General features: G+C 71.7%; 21 protein-coding genes and 1 tRNA gene. 9 read left to right on the top strand and 13 right to left on the bottom strand.

Annotation, left to right across the window (positions count from 1 at the left end; all coding sequences use genetic code 11):
- The first annotated feature begins 134 nt into the window (after nucleotides 1-134).
- Nucleotides 135-545, top strand: a complete 411-nt coding sequence (locus B4K29_RS07700; protein WP_019285281.1) for a universal stress protein — start codon at nucleotides 135-137, stop codon at nucleotides 543-545.
- A gap of 46 nt (nucleotides 546-591) precedes the next feature.
- Here B4K29_RS07700 and dcd read toward each other — a convergent pair whose 3' ends face one another.
- Nucleotides 592-1,170 carry a dCTP deaminase gene (dcd, locus tag B4K29_RS07695; protein ID WP_239261610.1) on the bottom strand — a complete coding sequence of 193 codons (579 nt, stop codon included), beginning with the start codon at nucleotides 1,168-1,170 and terminating at the stop codon, nucleotides 592-594.
- Nucleotides 1,171-1,308: 138 nt separating this feature from the next.
- Here dcd and B4K29_RS07690 point away from each other — a divergent pair.
- The 3 genes from B4K29_RS07690 to B4K29_RS07680 all read left to right on the top strand — a co-directional run bounded on the left by B4K29_RS07690 (nucleotide 1,309) and on the right by B4K29_RS07680 (nucleotide 6,068).
- Nucleotides 1,309-1,382: transfer RNA gene (locus B4K29_RS07690), tRNA-Gly, on the top strand.
- A 176-nt stretch (nucleotides 1,383-1,558) separates the two neighbouring features.
- The gene (locus B4K29_RS07685) at nucleotides 1,559-4,048 is read left to right on the top strand and encodes a putative bifunctional diguanylate cyclase/phosphodiesterase (RefSeq protein WP_286961018.1); all 2,490 of its coding nucleotides are present in this window, start codon (nucleotides 1,559-1,561) and stop codon (nucleotides 4,046-4,048) included.
- 154 nt (nucleotides 4,049-4,202) lie between these two features.
- Nucleotides 4,203-6,068, top strand: coding sequence for an acyl-CoA dehydrogenase (locus B4K29_RS07680; RefSeq protein ID WP_286966921.1), 1,866 nt, complete (start codon nucleotides 4,203-4,205; stop codon nucleotides 6,066-6,068).
- A gap of 219 nt (nucleotides 6,069-6,287) precedes the next feature.
- Here the strand turns inward: B4K29_RS07680 and B4K29_RS07675 are convergent, their stop codons facing one another.
- The 6 genes from B4K29_RS07675 to B4K29_RS07650 are packed head-to-tail and all read right to left on the bottom strand — an operon-like array spanning nucleotide 6,288 to nucleotide 11,643.
- Nucleotides 6,288-7,622 (bottom strand): sulfate adenylyltransferase subunit 1, encoded by a 1,335-nt coding sequence (locus tag B4K29_RS07675; RefSeq protein ID WP_239261614.1) that lies wholly within the window; start codon nucleotides 7,620-7,622, stop codon nucleotides 6,288-6,290.
- Nucleotides 7,622-8,542: a sulfate adenylyltransferase subunit CysD gene (gene cysD / locus B4K29_RS07670; RefSeq protein WP_286966918.1), complete on the bottom strand. Its 921-nt coding sequence runs from the start codon at nucleotides 8,540-8,542 to the stop codon at nucleotides 7,622-7,624. Before cysD ends, B4K29_RS07675 begins: the two co-directional genes overlap by 1 nt.
- Nucleotides 8,539-9,072: an adenylyl-sulfate kinase gene (gene cysC, locus B4K29_RS07665; RefSeq protein ID WP_019285288.1), complete on the bottom strand. Its 534-nt coding sequence runs from the start codon at nucleotides 9,070-9,072 to the stop codon at nucleotides 8,539-8,541. The genes cysD and cysC overlap by 4 nt, the downstream gene beginning before the upstream one ends.
- Nucleotides 9,069-9,776 (bottom strand): phosphoadenylyl-sulfate reductase, encoded by a 708-nt coding sequence (locus tag B4K29_RS07660; RefSeq protein WP_019285289.1) that lies wholly within the window; start codon nucleotides 9,774-9,776, stop codon nucleotides 9,069-9,071. The genes cysC and B4K29_RS07660 overlap by 4 nt, the downstream gene beginning before the upstream one ends.
- Nucleotides 9,773-9,961 (bottom strand): hypothetical protein, encoded by a 189-nt coding sequence (locus tag B4K29_RS07655; protein ID WP_019285290.1) that lies wholly within the window; start codon nucleotides 9,959-9,961, stop codon nucleotides 9,773-9,775. The genes B4K29_RS07660 and B4K29_RS07655 overlap by 4 nt, the downstream gene beginning before the upstream one ends.
- The gene (locus tag B4K29_RS07650; RefSeq protein WP_286966917.1) at nucleotides 9,958-11,643 is read right to left on the bottom strand and encodes a nitrite/sulfite reductase; all 1,686 of its coding nucleotides are present in this window, start codon (nucleotides 11,641-11,643) and stop codon (nucleotides 9,958-9,960) included. Before B4K29_RS07650 ends, B4K29_RS07655 begins: the two co-directional genes overlap by 4 nt.
- Nucleotides 11,644-12,138: 495 nt before the next feature.
- Between B4K29_RS07650 and B4K29_RS07645 the strand changes: the two genes are divergently transcribed.
- On the top strand, nucleotides 12,139-12,672 hold the full coding sequence (locus B4K29_RS07645; RefSeq protein ID WP_286966916.1) for a DUF2231 domain-containing protein: 534 nt from the start codon (nucleotides 12,139-12,141) through the stop codon (nucleotides 12,670-12,672).
- Between the two features lie 27 nt (nucleotides 12,673-12,699).
- On the opposite strand, the gene B4K29_RS07640 is transcribed toward B4K29_RS07645, so the two are convergent.
- Genes B4K29_RS07640 through B4K29_RS07625 form a run of 4 tightly spaced genes read right to left on the bottom strand, consistent with a single transcriptional unit; the run spans nucleotide 12,700 to nucleotide 16,224 of the window.
- Nucleotides 12,700-13,629 (bottom strand): ABC transporter substrate-binding protein, encoded by a 930-nt coding sequence (locus B4K29_RS07640; RefSeq protein ID WP_239261622.1) that lies wholly within the window; start codon nucleotides 13,627-13,629, stop codon nucleotides 12,700-12,702.
- A 20-nt stretch (nucleotides 13,630-13,649) separates the two neighbouring features.
- Nucleotides 13,650-14,447 carry an ABC transporter permease gene (locus tag B4K29_RS07635; RefSeq protein ID WP_019285294.1) on the bottom strand — a complete coding sequence of 266 codons (798 nt, stop codon included), beginning with the start codon at nucleotides 14,445-14,447 and terminating at the stop codon, nucleotides 13,650-13,652.
- Nucleotides 14,444-15,091 (bottom strand): ABC transporter permease, encoded by a 648-nt coding sequence (locus tag B4K29_RS07630; protein ID WP_019285295.1) that lies wholly within the window; start codon nucleotides 15,089-15,091, stop codon nucleotides 14,444-14,446. The genes B4K29_RS07635 and B4K29_RS07630 overlap by 4 nt, the downstream gene beginning before the upstream one ends.
- Nucleotides 15,088-16,224 carry an ABC transporter ATP-binding protein gene (locus B4K29_RS07625; protein ID WP_286957488.1) on the bottom strand — a complete coding sequence of 379 codons (1,137 nt, stop codon included), beginning with the start codon at nucleotides 16,222-16,224 and terminating at the stop codon, nucleotides 15,088-15,090. Before B4K29_RS07625 ends, B4K29_RS07630 begins: the two co-directional genes overlap by 4 nt.
- A gap of 174 nt (nucleotides 16,225-16,398) precedes the next feature.
- On the opposite strand from B4K29_RS07625, the gene B4K29_RS07620 reads away from it, so the two are divergent.
- The 4 genes from B4K29_RS07620 to B4K29_RS07605 all read left to right on the top strand — a co-directional run bounded on the left by B4K29_RS07620 (nucleotide 16,399) and on the right by B4K29_RS07605 (nucleotide 19,232).
- On the top strand, nucleotides 16,399-17,019 hold the full coding sequence (locus B4K29_RS07620) for an HAD family hydrolase (protein WP_286957482.1): 621 nt from the start codon (nucleotides 16,399-16,401) through the stop codon (nucleotides 17,017-17,019).
- A 193-nt stretch (nucleotides 17,020-17,212) separates the two neighbouring features.
- Entirely contained in the window at nucleotides 17,213-17,974 is a 762-nt protein-coding gene (locus B4K29_RS07615; protein WP_019285299.1) for a hypothetical protein, read from the top strand.
- On the top strand, nucleotides 17,971-18,486 hold the full coding sequence (locus B4K29_RS07610; protein ID WP_286957479.1) for a phage holin family protein: 516 nt from the start codon (nucleotides 17,971-17,973) through the stop codon (nucleotides 18,484-18,486). Before B4K29_RS07615 ends, B4K29_RS07610 begins: the two co-directional genes overlap by 4 nt.
- Entirely contained in the window at nucleotides 18,483-19,232 is a 750-nt protein-coding gene (locus B4K29_RS07605) for a DUF3618 domain-containing protein (RefSeq protein WP_286957472.1), read from the top strand. Before B4K29_RS07610 ends, B4K29_RS07605 begins: the two co-directional genes overlap by 4 nt.
- Nucleotides 19,233-19,399: 167 nt before the next feature.
- On the opposite strand, the gene ppk2 is transcribed toward B4K29_RS07605, so the two are convergent.
- Nucleotides 19,400-20,305 (bottom strand): polyphosphate kinase 2, encoded by a 906-nt coding sequence (gene ppk2, locus B4K29_RS07600; protein WP_019285302.1) that lies wholly within the window; start codon nucleotides 20,303-20,305, stop codon nucleotides 19,400-19,402.
- 19 nt (nucleotides 20,306-20,324) lie between these two features.
- The gene (locus tag B4K29_RS07595) at nucleotides 20,325-20,552 is read right to left on the bottom strand and encodes a DUF6458 family protein (protein WP_019285303.1); all 228 of its coding nucleotides are present in this window, start codon (nucleotides 20,550-20,552) and stop codon (nucleotides 20,325-20,327) included.
- Nucleotides 20,553-20,587: the final 35 nt, after the last annotated feature.

The following is a 20,587-nucleotide window of genomic DNA, read 5'->3' as shown; positions in this document are numbered from 1 at the left end:
CCCCGCGGCAGGCCCCCAGACGGCACGAACTGAGCCCCCAGCTCACAACTGTCCCCTTGGGCACGGGCGGCGAGGATCCTGAGCGCCACCTATCGTGTCCCGAGGCCGTCTCCCCACCTGCCGACGGAGGACCCATGACCATCTGCCTTGCCTACGCGCCGACCGAGCCGGGTCGTGCCGCCCTGCGCCACTGCGTCGCCGAGGCCCGCGCGACGGGCTGCGACGTCCTGGTCGTGAACGCGGCGCGGGACTGGCACGACACCCCCGCCGAGCTCGACGACGACGCCGTGCGGGAGGTCGAGGAGCAGCTCGACGGGGCAGGGGTGACCTGGCGGTGGCACGAGGGGCCGCACGGGCTGAGCGGCGCCGACGAGATCCTCACCGCGGTGGAGGAGGTCGACGTCACGCTCGTCGTCATCGGCGTCACCGACCGCTCTCACGTGCAGAAGCGCATCGTCAGCGACACCACCAAGCAGGTACTGCTCGACGCGTCGTGCGCGGTGCTGGCCGTCCGGGCCGATCACGAGGCGCCGGCGTTCGCCTGACCCGGGTCGGTCCGAGACTCTCGGGGCAGGGAGCCTCAGGTCAGCCTCAGGTCAGGTCGGAGCGGTGGAAGTTGTGGAACGAGCGGCTGGCCGTCGGGCCCCGCTGCCCCTGGTAGTGCGAGCCGTAGACCGCGCTGCCGTAGGGGTGCTCGGAGGCCGAGGTGAGCCGCATGAAGCAGAGCTGGCCGACCTTCATGCCCGGCCAGAGGACGATCGGAAGGGTCGCCACGTTGGACAGCTCCAGCGTCACGTGACCGGAGAACCCGGGGTCCACGAAGCCGGCGGTGGCGTGGGTAAGGAGCCCGAGGCGGCCGAGCGAGGACTTGCCCTCCACGCGCGCGGCCAGGTCGTCCGGCAGCGTGACCGCCTCGAGGGTCGACCCGAGGACGAACTCCCCCGGGTGCAGGACGAAGCCCTCGCCGGACTCGACCTCGACGAGCCGGGTGAGCTCCGGCTGGTCCTGCGCGGGGTCGATCACGGGGTACTTGTGGTTGTCGAACAACCGGAAGTAGCGGTCGAGGCGCACGTCCACGCTCGACGGCTGCACCATCTCCGGGTCGTAGGGGTCCAGGACCACGCGGCCCTGGTCGATCTGGGCCCGGATGTCGCGGTCGGAGAGCAGCACGACGGTCACGCTACCGCTCCAGCCCCCGCCGCGGCCGACGACGACCCGAGAGCGGTGACGGTGGTCGGGCGGTTCGGTGGCGGGAACGCTTGAGAGTTTGGGTATGCTGGCTCCCACGTCAGCACGCAGGTGCTGGTCGCGGGTGTAGTTCAATGGCAGAACAGCAGCTTCCCAAGCTGCCAGTGCGAGTTCGATTCTCGTCACCCGCTCCATTTGTCCGGCTCGTGCCGGTTGCCCCTTCGCAACTGCCCCTGATCTGTGGGTTCGCGTGGATTCCGCCTGGCAGATGCTCCAATATGGCCCTATGCATTCACGGACTGGGGTCGCCGCAGCACTCGGCGTACCCCTGGCCCTCCTCCCGGCGGTGGCCTCCCTCGTCTGGCCTGGCATGGGAGCTCCCCTGCTCTGGATCTCCGCGCTGGTCGCCTCGGCGGCCGCCGCCGTCGCCGGCCTGCGCAGTCGTGGCCTGGACCGCGCCGGGTGGTTGCTCTTCGCCGCGGCGATGGCGCTCAACGGGGTCGCCAACCTCCTCTACGTCGCGGTCGGTCCGGGCCTCGGGCTCACGCCCTCGGTGATGTATGCCGTGGCCACCTGCCTGATCCTGCACGCCGTGGAGTGCTTCGCCGGGGACTCGGCCCGCAGGCTCACCACCACGATGATCCACGCCACGCTGCTCACCACGTGCCTGTGGACCGCCGTCTGGCACTTCGACCCCCAGCGCTGGCTCAGCGGGTTCGCCCTCGGACCGGGGCTGCAGCCCGCCCTGGTCGTCATCGGCCTCGTCGGTGGGATCGCGGCCGCCATCATCAGCTGGCTGCTGGTCGTGCCGGCGCATCGCGGGCGGGCGCGCGGGATCCAGACCGTGGTCGGGGTGTCGGTGCTGGCCTCCACCGTCGGCGACCTGCTGACCTATCTCCTGCCGGGCGGGGACGCCTGGGCCGTGTCCCAGAGCCTGTGGATCCTGCAGTGCGGGCTGCTGACGTGGTCGGCGATGCTGGTCTCCCGGCGCCCCGCCGTGCCCCTCGCCCGCACGCTGCACGACCCGCACCGCGACCTCTTCGTCGTCAGCGGCCTCAGCCTGCTCGTGGGGGCGGCCCTCATGCTCTCGGTGGGCTCGCTCGGGATCGACGCCGGGACGGTGCGCGCCCTCTGCTTCATCCTCTTCCTGCTCGTCGCCCTGCACCTGCACGAGGGGCACCACTCCCGCCAGCTGGCGAGCTCGGTGCAGGAGCAGGAGCGCCACATGCGGCTGCTCGTCAGCGAGACGCGTGACATCATCATCGAGCTCGACCGCACCGGCCGGGTCATCTTCGCCTCCCAGGCGCTCAGCACCATCCTCGGCCTGCGCGAGAGCGACCTCGCGGGGCAGCACATCAGCGACGTGCTCCCCGACGTGTCGCCGGAGGTGCTGGCCCACCTGACCTACGCCCCCAACGCGCGGATGCAGTCCACGCTGCGGCTCGAGTCGGCCCTCACCACCACCAGCGCCGCGGTCGTGCACGTGGAGTCCGTCATCACTCCCCTCGCCCGGGGCTACCTCGTGGCCGTCCGGGACGTCTCCGAGCGGGTCGGCCTGCAGTCGCGGCTGCAGCACGTGACCTACCACGACGTCGTCACCGGCCTACCCAACCGGACCAGCCTCGACCGGGCCGTCCGGCACCGGCTCTACGAGTCCGCCGCCGGCGAGATCTCCCTGCTGCTCGTCGACCTCGCGACCGCCGGCCTCGCCGACAACACAGTGGGCGACGACGCCCGCGAGGAGCTGCTCCGCACCGTCGCCCGCACCATGCGCGCGACGATCCGCACCGGCGACTCCCTCGCCCGGTTCAGCGACCAGCGGTTCGCCGTCCTGCTGCGGCAGGGCACGGACGGCGCGCAGGCCCTGGCCGAGGCGCAGCGCATCGTCGACGCCGTCAACCGCCCGGACCTGATCCCCGACATCACGCTGCGCACCAGCGGCGGCCTGTGCATCGGCGGGCACACGGGCCTCGAGCTGGTGCGCAACGCCGAGCTCGCCCTGCGCCAGGCCACCCGCGAGGGACCGGGCACCGTCCGGTCCTTCGAGCCGACGATGCTCGCGCAGTTTGCCCGGACCCGGGACCTGCGCCGCCGCCTGGCCCGACCGCCGGGGCCGGACCGGTGGACGGTGCTCTACCAGCCGATCGTCAACCTCCGGGCCGAGCAGGTGACGGGCGTGGAGGCGCTGCTGCGCTGGACCGACCCCGAGGGCGACTTCATCGGCATCGAGGAGGTCATCCGGCTCGCCGAGGAGTTCGGGTCGATCATCTCCATCGGCACCTGGGTCCTGGAGCAGGCGGTCGACCAGGCCCTGCAGTGGTTCCGCCTCGGGAACCCCCTCACGGTGGCGGTCAACATCAGCGTCCACCAGCTCGTCGCCCCGGGCTTCGCCGGCACCGTGCACCGCGTCCTCGACGAGTCCGGGCTCCCGCCCGAGCTGCTGATCCTGGAGATCACCGAGACCGTCGTGCTCGAGCAGACCGAGGAGACGGTGGCCACGCTGGAGGAGCTCCGCACCCTCGGCATCCGGGTCGCCATCGACGACTTCGGCACGGGCTACTCCGGCCTGGCCAACCTGCGCTCGCTCCCCCTCGACATCCTCAAGATCGACCGGACCTTCGTCCAGGGGCTCGGCGAGTCCGGCGGCGACGAGGCCGTGGTCGCCGCCGTCTCGCGGCTCGGGCGGGAGCTCGGGCTGACCATCACCGCCGAGGGCATCGAGACCCGCGCCCAGGAGGCCCGCGCCCGGATGCTCGGCATCACCGCCGCCCAGGGCTACCTCTACGCCCGATCGCTGCCTGCCGGACAGATCCTGCCGCTCGCCGAGCAGCTCGCCGGCGGCGTGGTGCTGGACCTGTGACGGGCGTGGCCGTCATCACGTGTTCCGCGAGTTCCTTGCGAGCGCCTACTCGCCAGTAGCATCATGGGACGACCCGTGAGCCGCGCGGGCACGTCATACCTGCCGCACCACCGCACCACCTGACAGGCAGGACGTCACGGAAGGGGACCCCCTGATGGGGCACTACAAGAGCAACGTCCGAGACATCGAGTTCAACCTCTTCGAGGTCTTCGGGCGCCAGGAGGTCCTGGGGCAGGGGCTCTACGAGGACGTCGACACCGACACCGCCAAGGAGATCCTGCACGAGGTCGCCCGCCTCGCCGAGAACGAGCTGGCCGACAGCCTCATCGACTCCGACCGCAACCCGCCCGTCTACGACCCGTCGACCTACTCGGTGACCATGCCCGAGTCGTTCAAGCAGTCGTACAAGGCCTACATCGACGCCGAGTGGGGCAACCTCGACGTCCCCGCCGAGCTCGGCGGCATGGTCGTCCCGCCGTCGCTGCGCTGGTCGCTCGCCGAGCTCGTCTGCGGCTCCAACCCCGCCGTCCACATGTTCGCCGCGGGCTACTCGTTCGCGAACCTCCTCTACTACCTGGGCAATGACGAGCAGAAGAAGCTCGCCAAGCACATCGTCGACAAGGGCTGGCACTGCACGATGGTGCTGACCGAGCCCGACGCCGGGTCCGACGTCGGCGCCGGCCGCACCAAGGCCACCGACAACGGCGACGGCACCTGGAGCATCGACGGGGTCAAGCGCTTCATCACCTCCGCCGAGTCCGACATGGTCGACAACGTCGTCCACTTCGTCCTCGCCCGGCCCGAGGGCGCCGGCCCCGGCACCAAGGGCCTGTCGCTTTTCATCGTCCCCAAGTTCCAGGTCGACCTCGAGACCGGTGAGCTGGGCGAGCGCAACGGCGCCTACGTCACGAACGTCGAGCACAAGATGGGCCTCAAGGTGTCCACGACCTGCGAGGTCACCTTCGGCCAGAACGGCACCCCGGCCGTCGGCACCCTGCTCGGCGACGTGCACGACGGCATCGCCCAGATGTTCAAGGTCATCGAGAACGCCCGCATGTTCGTCGGTACCAAGGCCATCGCGACCCTGTCGACCGGCTACCTCAACGCGCTGGAGTACGCCAAGGAGCGCGTGCAGGGCTCCGACATGACCAACCCGGCCAAGGACGCCCCGCGCGTCACCATCACCCGCCACCCCGACGTGCGCCGCTCGCTCATGCTGCAGAAGGCCTACTCCGAGGGCCTGCGCGCCCTCGTGATCTACACCGCCACGCAGCAGGACACCCTCGCGATGGCCCAGGGCGGCGACCCCGGCGCGGAGCTCCCCGAGGGCGACGACGCCGCACGCCTGGCCATGAAGGTCAACGACCTGCTCCTGCCCATCGTCAAGGGCGTCGGATCCGAGCGCGCCTGGGTGCTGCTGGGCACCGAGTCCCTGCAGACCATCGGCGGCTCGGGCTTCCTGCAGGACTACCCGATCGAGCAGTACGTCCGCGACGCCAAGATCGACACCCTCTACGAGGGCACCACAGCGATCCAGGGCCAGGACTTCTTCTTCCGCAAGATCATCCGTGACAAGGGCACCGCCCTGGCCAAGGTCGCCGAGGAGATCCAGGCGTTCGCCGAGAACGGCCCCGAGTCGCTGGCCGAGGAGCGCGTGCAGCTCGGCAAGGCGCTCGAGTCCGTCCAGGGCATCCTCGGCTACATGGCCGGCGAGCTGATGGACTCCGACCCGCGCAAGGACGGCGACGTCCGCAACGTCTACAAGGTCGGCCTCAACACCTCGCGCCTGCTGCTCGCGGCGGGCGACCTGGTCGTCGGCTGGCTGCTCCTGCGTCAGGCCGAGGTCGCCCAGGCGGCGCTCGACGCCGGCGCGTCCGGCAAGGACCAGGATTTCTACACCGGCAAGGTGGCGGCGGCCTCGTTCTTCGCCAAGACCGTGCTGCCGCAGCTGCGCTCGCAGATGGTCATCGCGCAGATGACGGACCTGTCGATCATGGACGTGCCCGAGGCGGCCTTCTGAGCCGACGCTCCCGTATGGCGTGAAAGACCGCCCGCCGCCTCGCGAGTCCTCGCGAGGCGGCGGGCGGCTCGGCATACAGGGCCTGGATCGCGCGCCGCCTCAGAGTCGGCAGAGCGCCCCAACACTCGGACCTACCTCAGGTAGTCACACTCGCCGGGGTTGGCACGCCAGGCGAGTGTGACTACCTGAGGTAGGTGTGACGAAGGCGGGTCGATGTGCCTAGCCGCGGTGGGGCTGCAGGGCGGCGCCCACGAGACCGGCCGCCAGGGTCGCGCCCGACGCCGGGTCGATCACCAGGAAGGCACCGGTGGCCCGGTCGTCGAGGTAGTCGTCGACCGCGACGGGCTCGGCCAGCCGCAGCTCGACCCGCGCGATGTCGTTGAGCTGCACCGGGGCTCCCGGCGCGACCCACGTGAGCGAGTCGACGTCCCAGTGGTCGCCGACGGTCGTCAGGATGCCGCGGGTGGTGCGGGTGCCGGCCTTGACCAGGACCCGCTGCCCGGCGGACGCCGGGCGCTCGTCGAGCCAGCACACCGTGCCCGAGATCTCTTGCACCGCACGGGGCCTCGACGCGACCGTGGACAGCACGGAGCCGCGCCCCACGTCCAGCTCGTCGCGCAGCCGCACGGTCACCGACTCTCCGGCGCCGGCGACCTGCACGGAGCCGGCCGGGGTGTCGATGCCCGTCACGACGCTCGTGAGTCCGCCTGGCGTCACGGTGATCTCGTCACCGACGGCGACCCGGCCGGACGCGATCCGCCCGCCAAGCCCGCGGTAGTCCGGGTGCTCGGCGGTCCGCGGACGGATCACCAGCTGCACGGGCAGGCGCAGGGGGCGGTCGATCTCGGCCGCCGCGTCGTCGAGGTCCTCCAGCAGGGTGAGCAGCGGCGGCCCGGCATACCAGCGGGCGACCCCCTCGGAGCCGACCGGCTCGGTGCTCACGACCCCCTCGCCCGTGAGCGCCGAGATCGGCACGATGCGGACGTCGCCGAGACCGAGGCGGGTGGCGATGTCGGCGACCTCGCGGGCCACCTCCTCGAACCTCCCCTGGTCCCAGGCGATCGCGTCCATCTTGTTGAGCGCCACCACGACGTGCGGCACCCCGAGGAGGGCCATGACGGCGAGGTGTCGCCGGGTCTGCGGCAGGACGCCGTTGCGGACGTCGACCAGCACCAGCGCGGCGTCCGCGGTGGAGGCGCCGGTGACGGTGTTGCGGGTGTACTGCGTGTGACCCGGGGTGTCGGCCAGCACGAAGCTGCGCCGCGGCGTCGTGAAGTAGCGGTAGGCCACGTCGATGGTGATGCCCTGCTCGCGCTCGGAGCGCAGACCGTCGGTGAGCAGCGCCAGGTCGACCTGCTCCGAGCCGCGACGGCGGCTCGCGGCCTCGATGGCGTCGTAGGTGTCGGCGAGGATCGACTTGGTGTCGTGGAGCAGCCGGCCGACCAGGGTGGACTTGCCGTCGTCGACCGACCCCGCGACGACCAGCCGCAGCTGGCGACGCGTGGCCGAGATCTCGTCGATGACCCCGGTCGCGTCATACGTGCTCGTGCCCATCAGAAGTAGCCCTCTCGCTTGCGGTCCTCCATGGCGGCCTCGGAGAGGCGGTCGTCGGCGCGGGTCGCGCCACGCTCGGTGAGCCGGCTGATCGACACCTCGGCGATCACGTCGGCGATCGAGACGGCCGTGGACTCCACGGCGCCCGTGCACGATCCGTCCCCGACGGTGCGGTAGCGCACGGTGCGGCGCTCGACCGTCTCGCCCTCGCGGGGCCCGCCCCACGGGCCGCTCGTCATCCACATCCCGTCGCGGTCGTAGACGTCGCGGTCGTGCGCGTAGTAGATCGACGGGAGCTCGACGCCCTCGCGCTCGATGTAGTGCCACACGTCGAGCTCGGTCCAGTTGGACAGCGGGAAGACGCGGGTGTGCTCGCCCGGCGCGTGGCGCCCGTTGTAGATCTGCCACAGCTCGGGGCGCTGCGTGCGCGGGTCCCAGCCGCCGAAGGCGTCGCGGATCGAGAAGACGCGTTCCTTGGCGCGGGCGCGGTCCTCGTCGCGGCGCGCCCCGCCGAGGACGGCGTCGAACTTCTCGGCGTTGATGGAGTCGAGCAGCGGGATGGTCTGCAGCGGGTTGCGGGTGCCGTCGGGGCGCTCGGTCAGGCGGCCGTCGGCGATCCACTCCTCGACGTGCGCCACGACCAGCTGCAGCCCGTGCTCGGCGACGATGCGGTCGCGGAACTCGATGACCTCGGGGAAGTTGTGCCCCGTGTCGACGTGCAGCAGCGTGATCGGCAGCGGAGCCGGCGCGAGCGCCTTGAGCGCCAGGTGCAGGAGCACCGCGGAGTCCTTGCCGCCGCTGAACAGCAGGGCGGGCCGGTCGAACTCGGCCACCACCTCGCGGATGATCTGGATGCCCTCGGCCTCGAGGGAGTCCAGCGTCGTCAGCGTCCGCGGCGTCGTGGTCAGGGTGGTCGTCATCGCAGCCCCTTGTCGGTGAGCAGGGTCCGGAGGGCGGAGACGCTCTCCGTCAGCTCCTGGTCGGTCGTGTCCAGCCGTATGTCGGGAGCCACCGGCGGCTCGTAGGGGTCGCTGACACCCGTGAGGGTGGTGACCTCGCCACGGGCGGCGGCGGCGTAGAGCCCCTTGACGTCGCGGCGCGCGCACTCGTCCACGGGGGTCGCGACGTGGGCCTCGAGATAGGTCACACCCGCCGCCTCGTGGTCGGCGCGGACCGCGGCGCGCGTGTCGGCATACGGCGCGATCACCGGCACGAGCGCGACGACACCGTTGCGGGCGAGCAGCCGCGCGACATAGGCCACACGCTGCACGTGCGTGTCCCGGTCCTCGCGCGAGAAGCCTAGTCCCGCAGACAGGTTGGTGCGGATCTCGTCGCCGTCCAGCACCTCGACGCGTCGGCCGTCGGCGCGCAGGTCGCTCGCGAGCGCCTCGGCGATCGTGGACTTCCCGGCGCCCGAGAGGCCGGTCAGCCAGACCGTCGCGCCACTCACAGCTGGATCCCGCACTCGATCTTGGCGGTGCCGCTCCAGCGGCCGGCGCGGGCGTCCTCGCCGGGGGCGACCCGTCGGGTGCAGGGGGCGCACCCGATCGAGGGGTAGCCCTGGTCGAGCAGCGGGTTGCGGACGACGTCGTGGCGCTCGGCGTACTCCGCGACGTCCTGGTCGGACCAGGATGCCAGCGGCGCGACCTTGACGATGAGCCGGCGCTCGTCGAAGCCGATCACCGGGGTGTCGCGGCGGGTCGGCGACTGGACGCGGCGCACGCCGGTGGCCCAGGCCTCGAGCTCGCCGAGGGCGTCGTCGAGGGGATGGGTCTTGCGCAGGGCGCAGCACAGGTCGGGGTCGCGGTCGTGCAGGGCGACGCCATGCTCCGCGTCCTGCTCGGGGACGGTCTGGGCGGGCGTCAGCGTGATGACGTCCAGCCGCGTGCGGCGCACGGTCTCGTCGCGGGTCGCCAGGGTCTCGGGGAAGTGGTAGCCGGTGTCCAGGAAGTACAGCCGGGTACCCGGCGCCACCTGGTCGACCAGGTGCCCCAGGACGCCGTCCTGCATCGACCCGGCGACGGCCCAGCTCTCCCCGAACTCACCCGCGGCCCAGGCGACCACGTCGTGGGCGGAGAGGGTCTCGAGGTGGGCGGCGTCGCGCTCGACCAGCTCGCGCAGCTCCTGCTCGGAGCGCAGGGTGGTGACGCTCATGAGACGACTCCTTCGTGCGACAGACCGACGAACCGGACGACGAAGACGCGCGTGCAGTCCAGGCACCGCCAGGCGCCGCGGGGCTCCTCGACGGGGCGCAGGTCCTCCTCGGCGCAGTAGGGGCAGTGCATGACGGCCGCCCGCTGGGCGCCGTCCGCCCCGGGGACGTGCGAGCCCGCACTCACGACAGGGCCTCGTCGTCCACGCGGATCGTCCACTGGGCGAAGGTCTCGTCGTCCTGGCGGTCGGCGACGTACCGCCGCACGACGCGCTCGACGTAGTCGCCGAGGTCGTTCTCGGTGACCTTGTGGCCACGGATCTTGCGGCCGAAGCCGGCCTCGGCACCGAGCTGGCCACCGAGGTGGACCTGGTAGCCGGGGACGCGGTTGCCGTCGGCGTCGCGCACGATCTGGCCCTTGAGGCCGATGTCGGAGGTCTGGATCCGGGCGCACGAGTTGGGGCAGCCGTTGAGGCTGATCCCGACCGGCTGGCCGAGCTCGGGCTCGATGTCCGCCAGGCGCACCTCGAGGTCCTCCACCAGCGAGGTGGCGCGGTCCTTGGTGTCGACGATCGCGAGCTTGCAGAACTCGATGCCGGTGCAGGCCATGGTGCCGCGGCGCCAGGCGCTCGGGCGGGCGGGCAGGCCCAGCGCGTCCAGGTCGGTGACCAGGGCCTCGGCCTGCGCGGGGTCGACGTCGAGGACGACGACCTTCTGCAGCGGGGTGAAGGCGATGCGCCCGCCGCCGTGCCGCTCGACGGCGTCGGCGAGACCGCGCAGGGTGGTGCCGCGGACGCGACCGACGGTTGGGGTGACGCCGACGTAGACGCGGCCGTCCTTCTGCTCGTGGATGCCCATGTGGTCGATCGGCTCGCGGGGCGCCTCGGCCGCGGGGCCGTCGACGAGCGCGCGGTGGAGGTACTCCCCCTCGAGGACCTCGCGGAAGCGCTCGGCGCCCCAGTCGGCCATGAGGTACTTCAGGCGGGCGCGGTTGCGCAGGCGGCGGTAGCCGTAGTCGCGGAAGATCGCGCAGACGCCCTCCCACACCTCGGGGATCTCGTCCAGGGGGACCCAGGCGCCGAGGCGCTGGGCGAAGTGGGCGCTGGTGGACAGGCCGCCGCCGACGAGCAGGTCGAAGCCCGGGCCGTGCTCGGGGTGCACCACGCCGACGAAGGACACGTCGTTGATCTCCGGCACGGTATCCCACTGCCAGGAGATCGCGGTCTTGAACTTGCGCGGCAGGTTGGACAGCTCGGGGTTGCCGATGTAGCGGCGCTTGATCTCGAGGATCGCGGGCGTCGGGTCGACGAGCTCCGCCGCGGCGATGCCGGCGACGGGCGAGCCGAGGATGGCGCGGGGCACGTCGCCGCACGCCTCGGTCGTCGACAGCCCGACCTCCTCGAGGGCGTTCCAGATCGCGGGGACGTCCTCGATGCGGACCCAGTGCAGCTGGATGTTCTGCCGGTCGGTGACGTCCGCGGTGCCGCGCCCGTAGCGCTCGGACACGTCGGCGATGGCCCGCAGCTGCGGCAGCGTGAGCGCCTGGCCGTCGACGCGGATGCGCATCATGAAGTACTCGTCGTCGAGCTCGTGCGGCTCGAGCGTCGCGGTGCGGCCGCCGTCGATGCCGGGACGGCGCTGGGTGTAGAGCCCCCACCAGCGGAAGCGACCGCGCAGGTCGTCCGACGGGATGGACGCGAAACCCTCACGGGCATAGGTCTGCTCGATGCGCTCGCGCACGGCCAGCGGATCCTCGGCGGCCTTGAACTCCTCGTTGTGGTTGAGGGGCTCGCGGTGCCCGAGGGCCCACTGGCCCTCGTTGTCCCCGCCGGCGCGGGGCCGACCGGCACGCGTGGTGGTGGTCGTCATCTGGGGTCCTCTCCGGGCGGTATGCCGAGGCGGGTCGTCGCGGGGCGGGCCGGGGGTCCGGCGGTGCGGGGACGACCCGGGTGAGGGTCGTCGTGCGTGGGGGGGGGTGGCGGGCGCCCGCGTCGGGCCGCCGTGGGTCGGTCGTGGGGCATCTCGTGGGGCGTGGAGAGATGCGCTCAGCGACCGCGACAGCTCGTCGCACCCAGCCGGCACAGGTCGACGTGACGTCGCGTCACGGCGTGGAACTCGGTGCTGGCCATGACACGACCATGCCACAGCGGGAACCGCGATGCATAACGAGACCGTCCCTCACCGATAATTTCTCATTATGCGAGAGGGGGAGGCGCCCAGCGGGTCCTCCGCCGCGCGACAGGCGCCTCGGCTACCGTGTCGCAATCCCGCACCCCCCATCCCGCAACCCGCAGCCCGCAACCCGCAGCCCGCAGCCCCCAGCCCCCAGCCCGCAACCCGCAACCCGCAACCAGGAGAAGCACCATGCTCGACACGATCGACGGCCTCCCCGTCCACGCCCTCGTCGTGCACGTCGTCGTGGTGGTGGCTCCGTTGACGGCGCTGCTCGCCGTCGTCTACGCCGTCGCCCGGCGTCGGCGGGCCGGCCTGCGTCTCCCCCTCGTCGTCGGCGCCGTGGTTACCGGGGCCTGCGGCTGGGTCGCGGGCCAGTCCGGGCACCGCCTCGAGGCCAGGGTCACCGGCGGCAGCCCGCCCAACGAGCTGCTGCAGCGGCACACGCAGGCCGGTGAGCTGCTGCAGCCGGCCTGCGTCGCGTTCATGGTGCTCGTGCTGGTCGCGGTGGCCGTGCTGAGCCGGCTCGACGGCGGCACCCACGGAACCGCTCACGCCGACGGGCCCGACGGGCAGGCCCGCACGCCGGAGAGGTCGGCCGGGCAGCGCCTGCTCGCCGGAGCCCTGGCGGGACTGCTCGTGCTGGCCGCCGCCGCCCTGACCTCCCAGACCGTCGTCACCGGTCACGCCGGCACCAAGGCGGTCTGGAGCAGCATCGTCGGCTGAACCCCAGGCGGGGCCGAGCGTCAGGCGTCAGGCGAGGGAATTGGCCTTGAGCCACTCGTTCGCGACGTCCTCGGGCTTCTTGTGGTCGACCGAGACCTTCTTGAGCATGTCCGTCAGCCCCTGGGTGTCGAGCTTGGCCGAGACCGCGTTGAGCGCGTCCTTGCCCTTGGCGTCGAGCTTGCCCTTGACCGCGAGGGGCAGGACGTTCTGCGCGGCGAAGAAGTTCTGCGGGTCCTGCAGGACCTGGAAGTCGTTGACCTGGATGGCCGGGTCGGTGGTGAAGATGTTGGCCATGTCCACCTGGCCGTTCTTGAGGCCCTGGACGGCGAGCGGCCCGCCGGCGTCGAGCTTGCGGAACTGCTTGAACTTCAGACCATAGGTCTTCTCCAGCCCCGGGATGCCGTAGGAGCGCGACTGCCACTCGGCGGGCCCGCCGATCGTCAGCTGCTCGGACTTGCCCTTGAGGTCGGCGATCGACGTGACCCCCAGCTCCTGGGCCTTGGCCCTGGTCATCACCACGGCGTCCTTGTCCTCGGCCTTGGCGGGCTCGAGGACCTCCAGGTGCGAGGGCAGCCCGGCCTTGAGCTCGGTGATGATGCCGGCGGAGTCGTTGGCCTTGGCGTCCTTGTTGAAGTAGCGGTCGATGGCGCCGGAGTACTCCGGGATGACGTCGATCGAGCCGTCCTTGAGGGCGGGGATGTAGGTCTCGCGCGAGCCGATGCCGAGGCGCGTGTCGACCTGGACGCCCTTGGCCTTGAGTGCTCCGGCATACAGCTCGGCGAGCAGCTTGGACTCGGGGAAGTCGGCCGAGCCGACGGTGATGCCGCCGCCCGAGCCGCCGGCGGCGGTGGTCGACGAGGAGCTCGTGGCGAGGGGGTCGCCGCCGCCGCCTCCGCAGGCGGACAGCCCGAGGGCGAGGACGACGGCCGTGGCCAGGGTGAGGGTGGTGCGCGTCATGGTGGTCTCCTCCAGGTGGGTCACGCCGCGGGCGCGGTCGTGCGGTCGGTGGTGGTTGGGGTGGCGTCCGAGGTGGTGCCCTCGGACGGGTCCGACGGCCGTATGCCGCCCCGGCCCGCCCGGTCGCGCCGTGAGGTCGTCGCGCCGGTGAGCCCCCGCGAGACGACGAGTCGCTGGACGAGGGTCAGGACCAGGTCGACGGCGAGGGCGAGCAGCGCGACGAGGATGCCGCCGCCGGCCATCTGGGCGTAGTCGCGGGCCGCCTGCCCGTCGATGAGGTAGCGCCCGAGGCCGCCGATGGACACGGTGGCGGCGATCGTCGCGGTGGCGATGACCTGCATGGTCGCCGAGCGGAGCCCGGACATGATGAGCGGCATCGCGCACGGGACCTCGACCTGGCGCAGGACCTGCGCGCCCGTCATACCCATGCCCTTGGCGGCGTCGCGGGCCGCGGGGTCGACCTGCTCGACGCCGCTGTAGGTGCTGGCGAGGATCGGCGGGATGGCCAGCACGACCAGGACGAGGACCACGGGGACGAGGAAGGCGGCGTCGCCCTGCAGGCGTGGGCCCAGCAGGATGATCGCGAGGAAGAGCAGGCCGAGGGTGGGGATCGAGCGGGCGCCGTTGAGCAGGTTGACGACGGCGACCTTGCCCTTGCCGGTGTGCCCGATCCACAGACCGAGGGGTATGGCGATCAGGGCCGCGAGCAGGACGGTCAGCGCGGTGTAGGCGAGGTGCTCGACGATGCGGGTGGGGATGCCTTCGGGCCCGGACCAGTGGGTGGGGTCGGACAGCCAGCCGAGGAGCGAGGAGATCATGCGCGTGCCTCCGCCCCGCGGCGCCAGGGCGTGAGGGCCCGGGCGACCAGGTTGATGACCAGGTCGAAGAGGAAGGCCAGCAGGACGCACGCGACGATCCCGACGACGATCGGGTCCATGAAGCCGGTGGAGAAGCCGTCGGTGAACAGGGTGCCGAGCTGGGGCATCCCGATGAGGGCGGCCACGCTGACGATGGACACGTTGCTGACGGCGGCGACGCGCAGGCCGCTCGCGATGACTGGCACGGCCAGCGGCAGCTCGACGGTGAGCAGCCGGCGCACGCGCCCGATGCCCATGGCCGTCGCGGCCTGACGGACGTCGTCGGGCACCGAGGACAGGCCGTCGACGACCGTGCGCACGAGCAGGGCGACGGTGTAGAGGGTCATCGCCACGACGACGTTGACCGGGCTGATGATCTGGGTGCCGAGGATCAGCGGCATGAGGATGAACAGCGCCAGGGAGGGGATGGTGTAGAGCAGGCCCGAGCCGATGACCAGGGGCTGTCGCACCCATCCGTAGCGGGTCGCGAGCCAGCCGAGCGGCAGCGCGACGAGCAGCCCGATGATCAGCGGCACGCCGGACAGCCAGACGTGCTGCAGGGCGAGCTGCAGGATGTCGGTCAGGTTGTCCCGCGCCCAGGTCATCCCAGGCCCTCCTCGACGGGCGACGCCGTGACGGGATCTGCGTCCGGCTGCTGCCGCTGGATCTGGGCCAGGACGTCCTGGGCGAGCACGGTGCCGACGAAACGACCGTCAGCGTCGGCGATGACGCCCTTGCCCGTCGGCGAGGACAGGGCCGCGTCGAGGGCGGCGCGCAGCGTGCCACCCTCGCGCCCGACGGTCCCGCCGCGGTGCAGCAGGGTGCGGTCGAGCGTGCCCCGCACGGCCTCGACCCGGACCCAGCCCTGCGGCCGGCCGTCCTCGTCGAGGGCCAGCACCCACGGCTCGCCGGCCGCGACCTCGCGGAGCCGCCCGGCGGAGTCGCCGACGCGGACGGTGGGCTCGTCGAGCAGGGGCAGGCGCGGGGCCTTCTGGAAGGCCAGGCCGCGGTAGCCGCGGTCGCGCCCCACGAAATCGGCCACGAAGTCGTCGTGCGGGTCGCGCAGCAGCCGCTCGGGGGTGTCCAGCTGGGCCAGGGTGCCCCCGACCCGGAGCACCGCGATCTGGTCACCGAGCTTGACGGCCTCGTCGATGTCGTGGGTGACGAAGACGATGGTCTTGCCGAGCTCGTCCTGCAGGCGCAGGAACTCGTCCTGCAGCTGCTCGCGCACCACGGGGTCGACGGCGCTGAACGGCTCGTCCATCAGCATGACCGGAGGGTCGGCCGCCAGGGCGCGGGCCACCCCCACGCGCTGCTGCTGGCCGCCGGACAGCTGCGCCGGGTAGCGCCGGGCCAGGTCGGGGTCGAGCCCCACGACCTCGAGCAGCTCCATCGCTCGCGTCCGGGTGGCGGCCTTGTCGCTGCCGAGCAGCCGCGGCACCGTCATGACGTTGTCGAGGATCGTGCGGTGCGGGAACAGGCCGGCGTGCTGGATGACATAGCCGATGCCGCGCCGCAGCTCGTCGGGGTTCATCGACCCGGTGTCCACGCCGTCGATCGTGATGGTGCCGCTGGTCGGCTCGATCATTCGGTTGATCATCCGCAGGCTCGTCGTCTTGCCGCAGCCCGAGGGCCCGACGAACACCGTGATGCGGCCGGTCGGTGCCTCGAGGGTCAGCCCACCGACGGCCGTGGTGCCGCCCGGGAAGGTCTTGGTCACGCTGTCGAAACGGATCATGCCGAGAGGCTTCCTGACGTGAGGGGACGCGCGTTGGGCAACCGTACCCACCAGCCGGGCCGCGGTGCGTCCTAGCGCGCGGTGAGCGCGTCGTCGGCCTGGCGGGTCCGCGCGGCCCTCGCGGCCCTCGCGGCGACCATGTGCCCGGCGGCGCGGACGGCATACAGTCCTGGTGTGCGCACGCGAGGAGTGGTCCTGGCCGTCGAGGCCCTCCTCGACGTCCCCGGCGCGACCGCCCGCGCGGTGTCGATCGAGGGTCTTTCCGTCGGGCACCCTCGCTACGAGCGCCCCCTCCCTGGCGAGGGTGCCGTCGAGCGGCTCGGGGCCGCACGGGACGGGACGATCCAGCCGTATGCCGACGCCCGGCCGGCCCTCGACCACCTCCTGGCGGCGGGGATCCGGGTCGCGGTGCTGGTGCGGCGCGAGGACCCCGTCCTGCGCAGAGGGCTCGAGCGGCTCGCCCTCGACGAGCGGGGCGACCACCGGGTCCTGGTCCTCGGGCCGGACGACCTGGCCGGACCGGTCGCCGGACCAGCAACCGGATCAGCCGCGGCATCCGGCCTCTGCCGCGCGGCCTGCGCAGCCCTCGGCACCCGCCTCGACAAGACCGTCGTGGTCGGCGACGCCCCTCTCGTGCAGGGCGCCCTGCAGGCCGGCCTGCGGGCCGTGTGGATCGACCGGGTCGACCGCCGCGAGATGGAGGGTGTCCCGACCATCCCCGGCCTGGACTCCCTGCCGACCGCGCTCGCCGCGCTCGCCGCGCTCGCCGACCGCGCCCTGCTCGCCCCGGACTGACGGATAGATCGACCCCGCGAGACCGCCCGCGCAGGACGTCGTCCGACCCGGCGCGATCACCGGGTTATCTAGTCCGAATCAGTGGGTATGCAGGCGCCATCAGGGTCACGCGATCCGCTGGCCCACCGACGCTCCAGACCCGGGCGTTCCTCATCAGCAGGTCATCACATCACACCCCATGAGAGGGGCTGCCATGTCGAACCCCACGTTCGATTCCCGCACCACCGGCTCCGAGCCGTCCACCAAGGACGTCGCCGCCGACGAGGCCAAGAACGTCGCCGGCACCGCCCAGCAGGGCGGCCAGCAGGTGGCCGACACCGCCAAGGTCGAGGCCCAGCAGCTGGCCGGCGAGGCCAAGGGCCAGGCCCAGGACCTGTTCCACCAGGTGCGTTCCGAGGCCACCACCCAGATCTCCGGTCAGCAGCAGCGCCTGGCCGGCTCCCTGCGCACCATCTCGGGCGAGCTGGACCAGATGGCCCACGGCGCCGACACCGCGACCGCGTCCGGCCTGGTCTCCCAGGCCGCCGGCACCGTCGACCAGGTCGCCGGCTGGCTCGAGAACCGCGAGCCCGCGGACGTCCTCGACGAGGTCCGCCGCTACGCCCGCCGCAACCCCGGCACCTTCCTGGCCGGCGCCGCCCTGCTCGGCCTGATCGGCGGCCGTCTGACGCGTGGCCTGCAGGCCGACGCGCAGCGCGACGAGGCCTACGACGCGCGCTACGACACGCAGCGCCGCTCCTACGGCTACGTCGAGACCAGCGCCCCGCGTGCGGGCTACGTCGAGACCACCTACCCCGAGGGCACCCGCGTCGGCGCCCAGGACTATGCCCGCGACGGCTACGGCACCGAGGTCTACGACCAGGAGGTCACGACGACCACTTATGCCCCCGAGACGACCACCTATGTCGAGGGCCGTGGCGACGAGCGCCCCGGAGCGGGTGACCTGCGCCGATGACCCAGTTCGACGACTCGCACGGCGCCACCGCCGCAGGCGCGGACCCGTTCCCGCCGGAGCCGCTCGCCCCGGGCGACGTCCGGCCCGCCGAGCCCCTCGAGGGCTCGCACCAGACGTACGAGAAGGGTGAGCTCTCCGCCGTCGGCGCACTCCTCGGTGACATCGCCAACGACATGACGACGCTCCTGCGCCAGGAGGCCGCCCTCGCCAAGCTCGAGGTGCAGCAGTCGGCCAAGGCTGCGGGCAAGGGCGTGGGCCTCCTCGGCGGAGCCGGGGTCGCAGGCCACTTCGTCCTGCTGTTCCTGTCCATCGCCCTCTGGTGGGGCCTGGGCACGGCGATGGACAACCACGTCCTCTCCGCGCTCATCGTCGCCGCCATCTGGGCCGTGATCGCCGCCGTCCTGGCCTCCATGGGCCGCAAGGACCTCAAGAACGTCAATGGAGCACCGCGCACGATCGAGACCGCCAAGCAGGTCCCCGATGCGCTCAAGGGAAACGAGAACCGCGCATGAGCTACGACAACACGCCCACCAGCAGCAACGACCCGGAGCAGCTGCGCCGCGAGATCGAGCGCACCCGGGGCAACCTCAGCCAGAACGTCAACGCCCTCGGTGAGGCCGTCGACCCGAGCAACGTCGCCAAGCGCCAGGCCGAGAAGGTCCAGGACCGGGTCGTCGGCGCCGGCCGAGGAATCAAGGAGCGGATCATGGGTTCGAACGACGACGAGTACTACTACGCCGACGGCCGCCGTCGCTACCACGCCGAGGACTCCGGCCCCGGCGTCGGCCAGCGCCTGAGCGAGACCGGCGACCGCGTGTCGGGTGCCGCCTCCGACGCGGGTGACCGCGTCCGCGACGCCGCCGGCACCGCCCGCGACAACCTCGAGCAGGCCCCGGCCATGGCCCGCCGCAAGACCCGCGGCAACCCGATGGCTGCCGGCCTGATCGCGCTCGGCGCGGGCTGGCTCGTCGGCTCCCTCCTCCCGGTCTCGGAGCGTGAGCGCGAGCTCGCCGTCCGTGCCAAGGAGGCGGCGCAGGACAAGGGCCAGCCCCTCGTCGAGGGCGCCAAGTCCGTCGCGCAGGACGCCGCCGACAACCTCAAGGCCCCCCTGCAGGAGGCCGCGGACTCCCTCAAGGAGAGCGCTCAGGAGAGCGTCGACAAGGTCAAGGGCGAGGGCCAGGACGCGGCCCAGGAGGTCAAGGCTCAGGCCCAGGACTCCAAGGACAACGTCCAGCAGAAGCAGAAGAAGAACAGCTGATCACGGCACGCTCTGCACAGCACTGAGCAGTACCGAGCAGCACTGAGCAGTACCGAGCAGCACCGAGGGGTGGGTCCGGGCCTGAAGGCCTGGCCCACCCCTCGGCCGTGCCTGCACCTCGTATGACGGAGGCGGCGCAGGCGGAGGCGCGGGTCCCGTCATACGGGCTAGCTCTTGGCCTTGCTGCCCTTGCCCTTCTTGGCGTCCTTGCTGCTCTTGCTGCCCTTGTCACCGTCGACCAGCGACGCCGCGTGGTCCGGGACGTAGCGCTGCAGGTCGCGCGGCGGCCGCTCGTAGCCCTTGGCCTTGGGCCGCACCGGGATCTTGACCTCCGGCGGGTCGATGTGGAGGTAGGGGATCGAGTCAAGCAGGTGCTTGATCACGTTGAGCCGCGAGCGCTTCTTGTCCTCGGACTCGACCACGTGCCAGGGCGAGCTGGGCAGGTCGGTGTGGGCGAACATCTGGTCCTTGGCGCGGGAGTAGTCCTCCCAGCGCGTGATCGATTCCAGGTCCATGGGCGACAGCTTCCAGCGCCGCATGGGGTCACCGAGCCGGGAGCGGAAGCGCTTCTCCTGCTCGACGTCGGAGACGCTGAACCAGTACTTGCGCAGGATGATCCCGTCGTCGAGGAGCATCTGCTCGAAGACCGGGCACTGCTGCAGGAAGCGTTGGTACTCCACCTCGGTGCAGAAGCCCATGACCCGTTCGACGCCCGCCCGGTTGTACCAGCTGCGGTCGAAGATCACGATCTCCCCGGCGGCGGGCAGGTGCTCGACGTAGCGCTGGAAGTACCACTGGGTGCGCTGCCGCTCGGTCGGCGCGGGCAGCGCCGCGATCCGCACGGTGCGGGGGTTGAGGTACTGCGTGATGCGCTTGATCGCTGAGCCCTTGCCGGCGGCGTCCCGCCCCTCGAAGACGATGACGACCCGGTTGCCGGTCTGCCTCACCCACTGCTGCATGGTGACGAGCTCGGACTGCAGGCGCTCCAGCTCGTCCTCGTAGGCCTTGGTGGGGAGCTTGGGCGGCTTGGTGGCGTGGGCCTCGGGGTTGTGCCCGGTGGACTTCTGCGTCATCGCCCCATTGTCCGGGTGATCAGTAGCGCTCGCGCGGCGGGGTCGTGTCGTGGTGCTCGATGATCGCGTCGTGACGCGTGTGGCGGCGCTGCTGGTTGATGATCAACGACAGCACGAGCGACAGCGCGCCGGCGCCCATCAGGATGAGGCCGATCATGCCGAGGTCGATGCTCGGGATCGCGTCCTGGACCGCGAACTTCAGGACCGCGCCGACCACGAGGAGAAAGATGCCGAGGCCGATGCCCATGAGGTGCTCCGTAACGTCCGGCCCCGTCCGGGTGA

The sequence above is a fragment of the Arsenicicoccus sp. UBA6765 genome (assembly GCF_002453335.1).
In the GTDB taxonomy this organism is placed as follows: domain Bacteria; phylum Actinomycetota; class Actinomycetes; order Actinomycetales; family Dermatophilaceae; genus Arsenicicoccus; species Arsenicicoccus bolidensis.
Note: the sequence above shows the minus strand (reverse complement) of the source record. Positions and strands in the feature narration are given on the sequence as shown.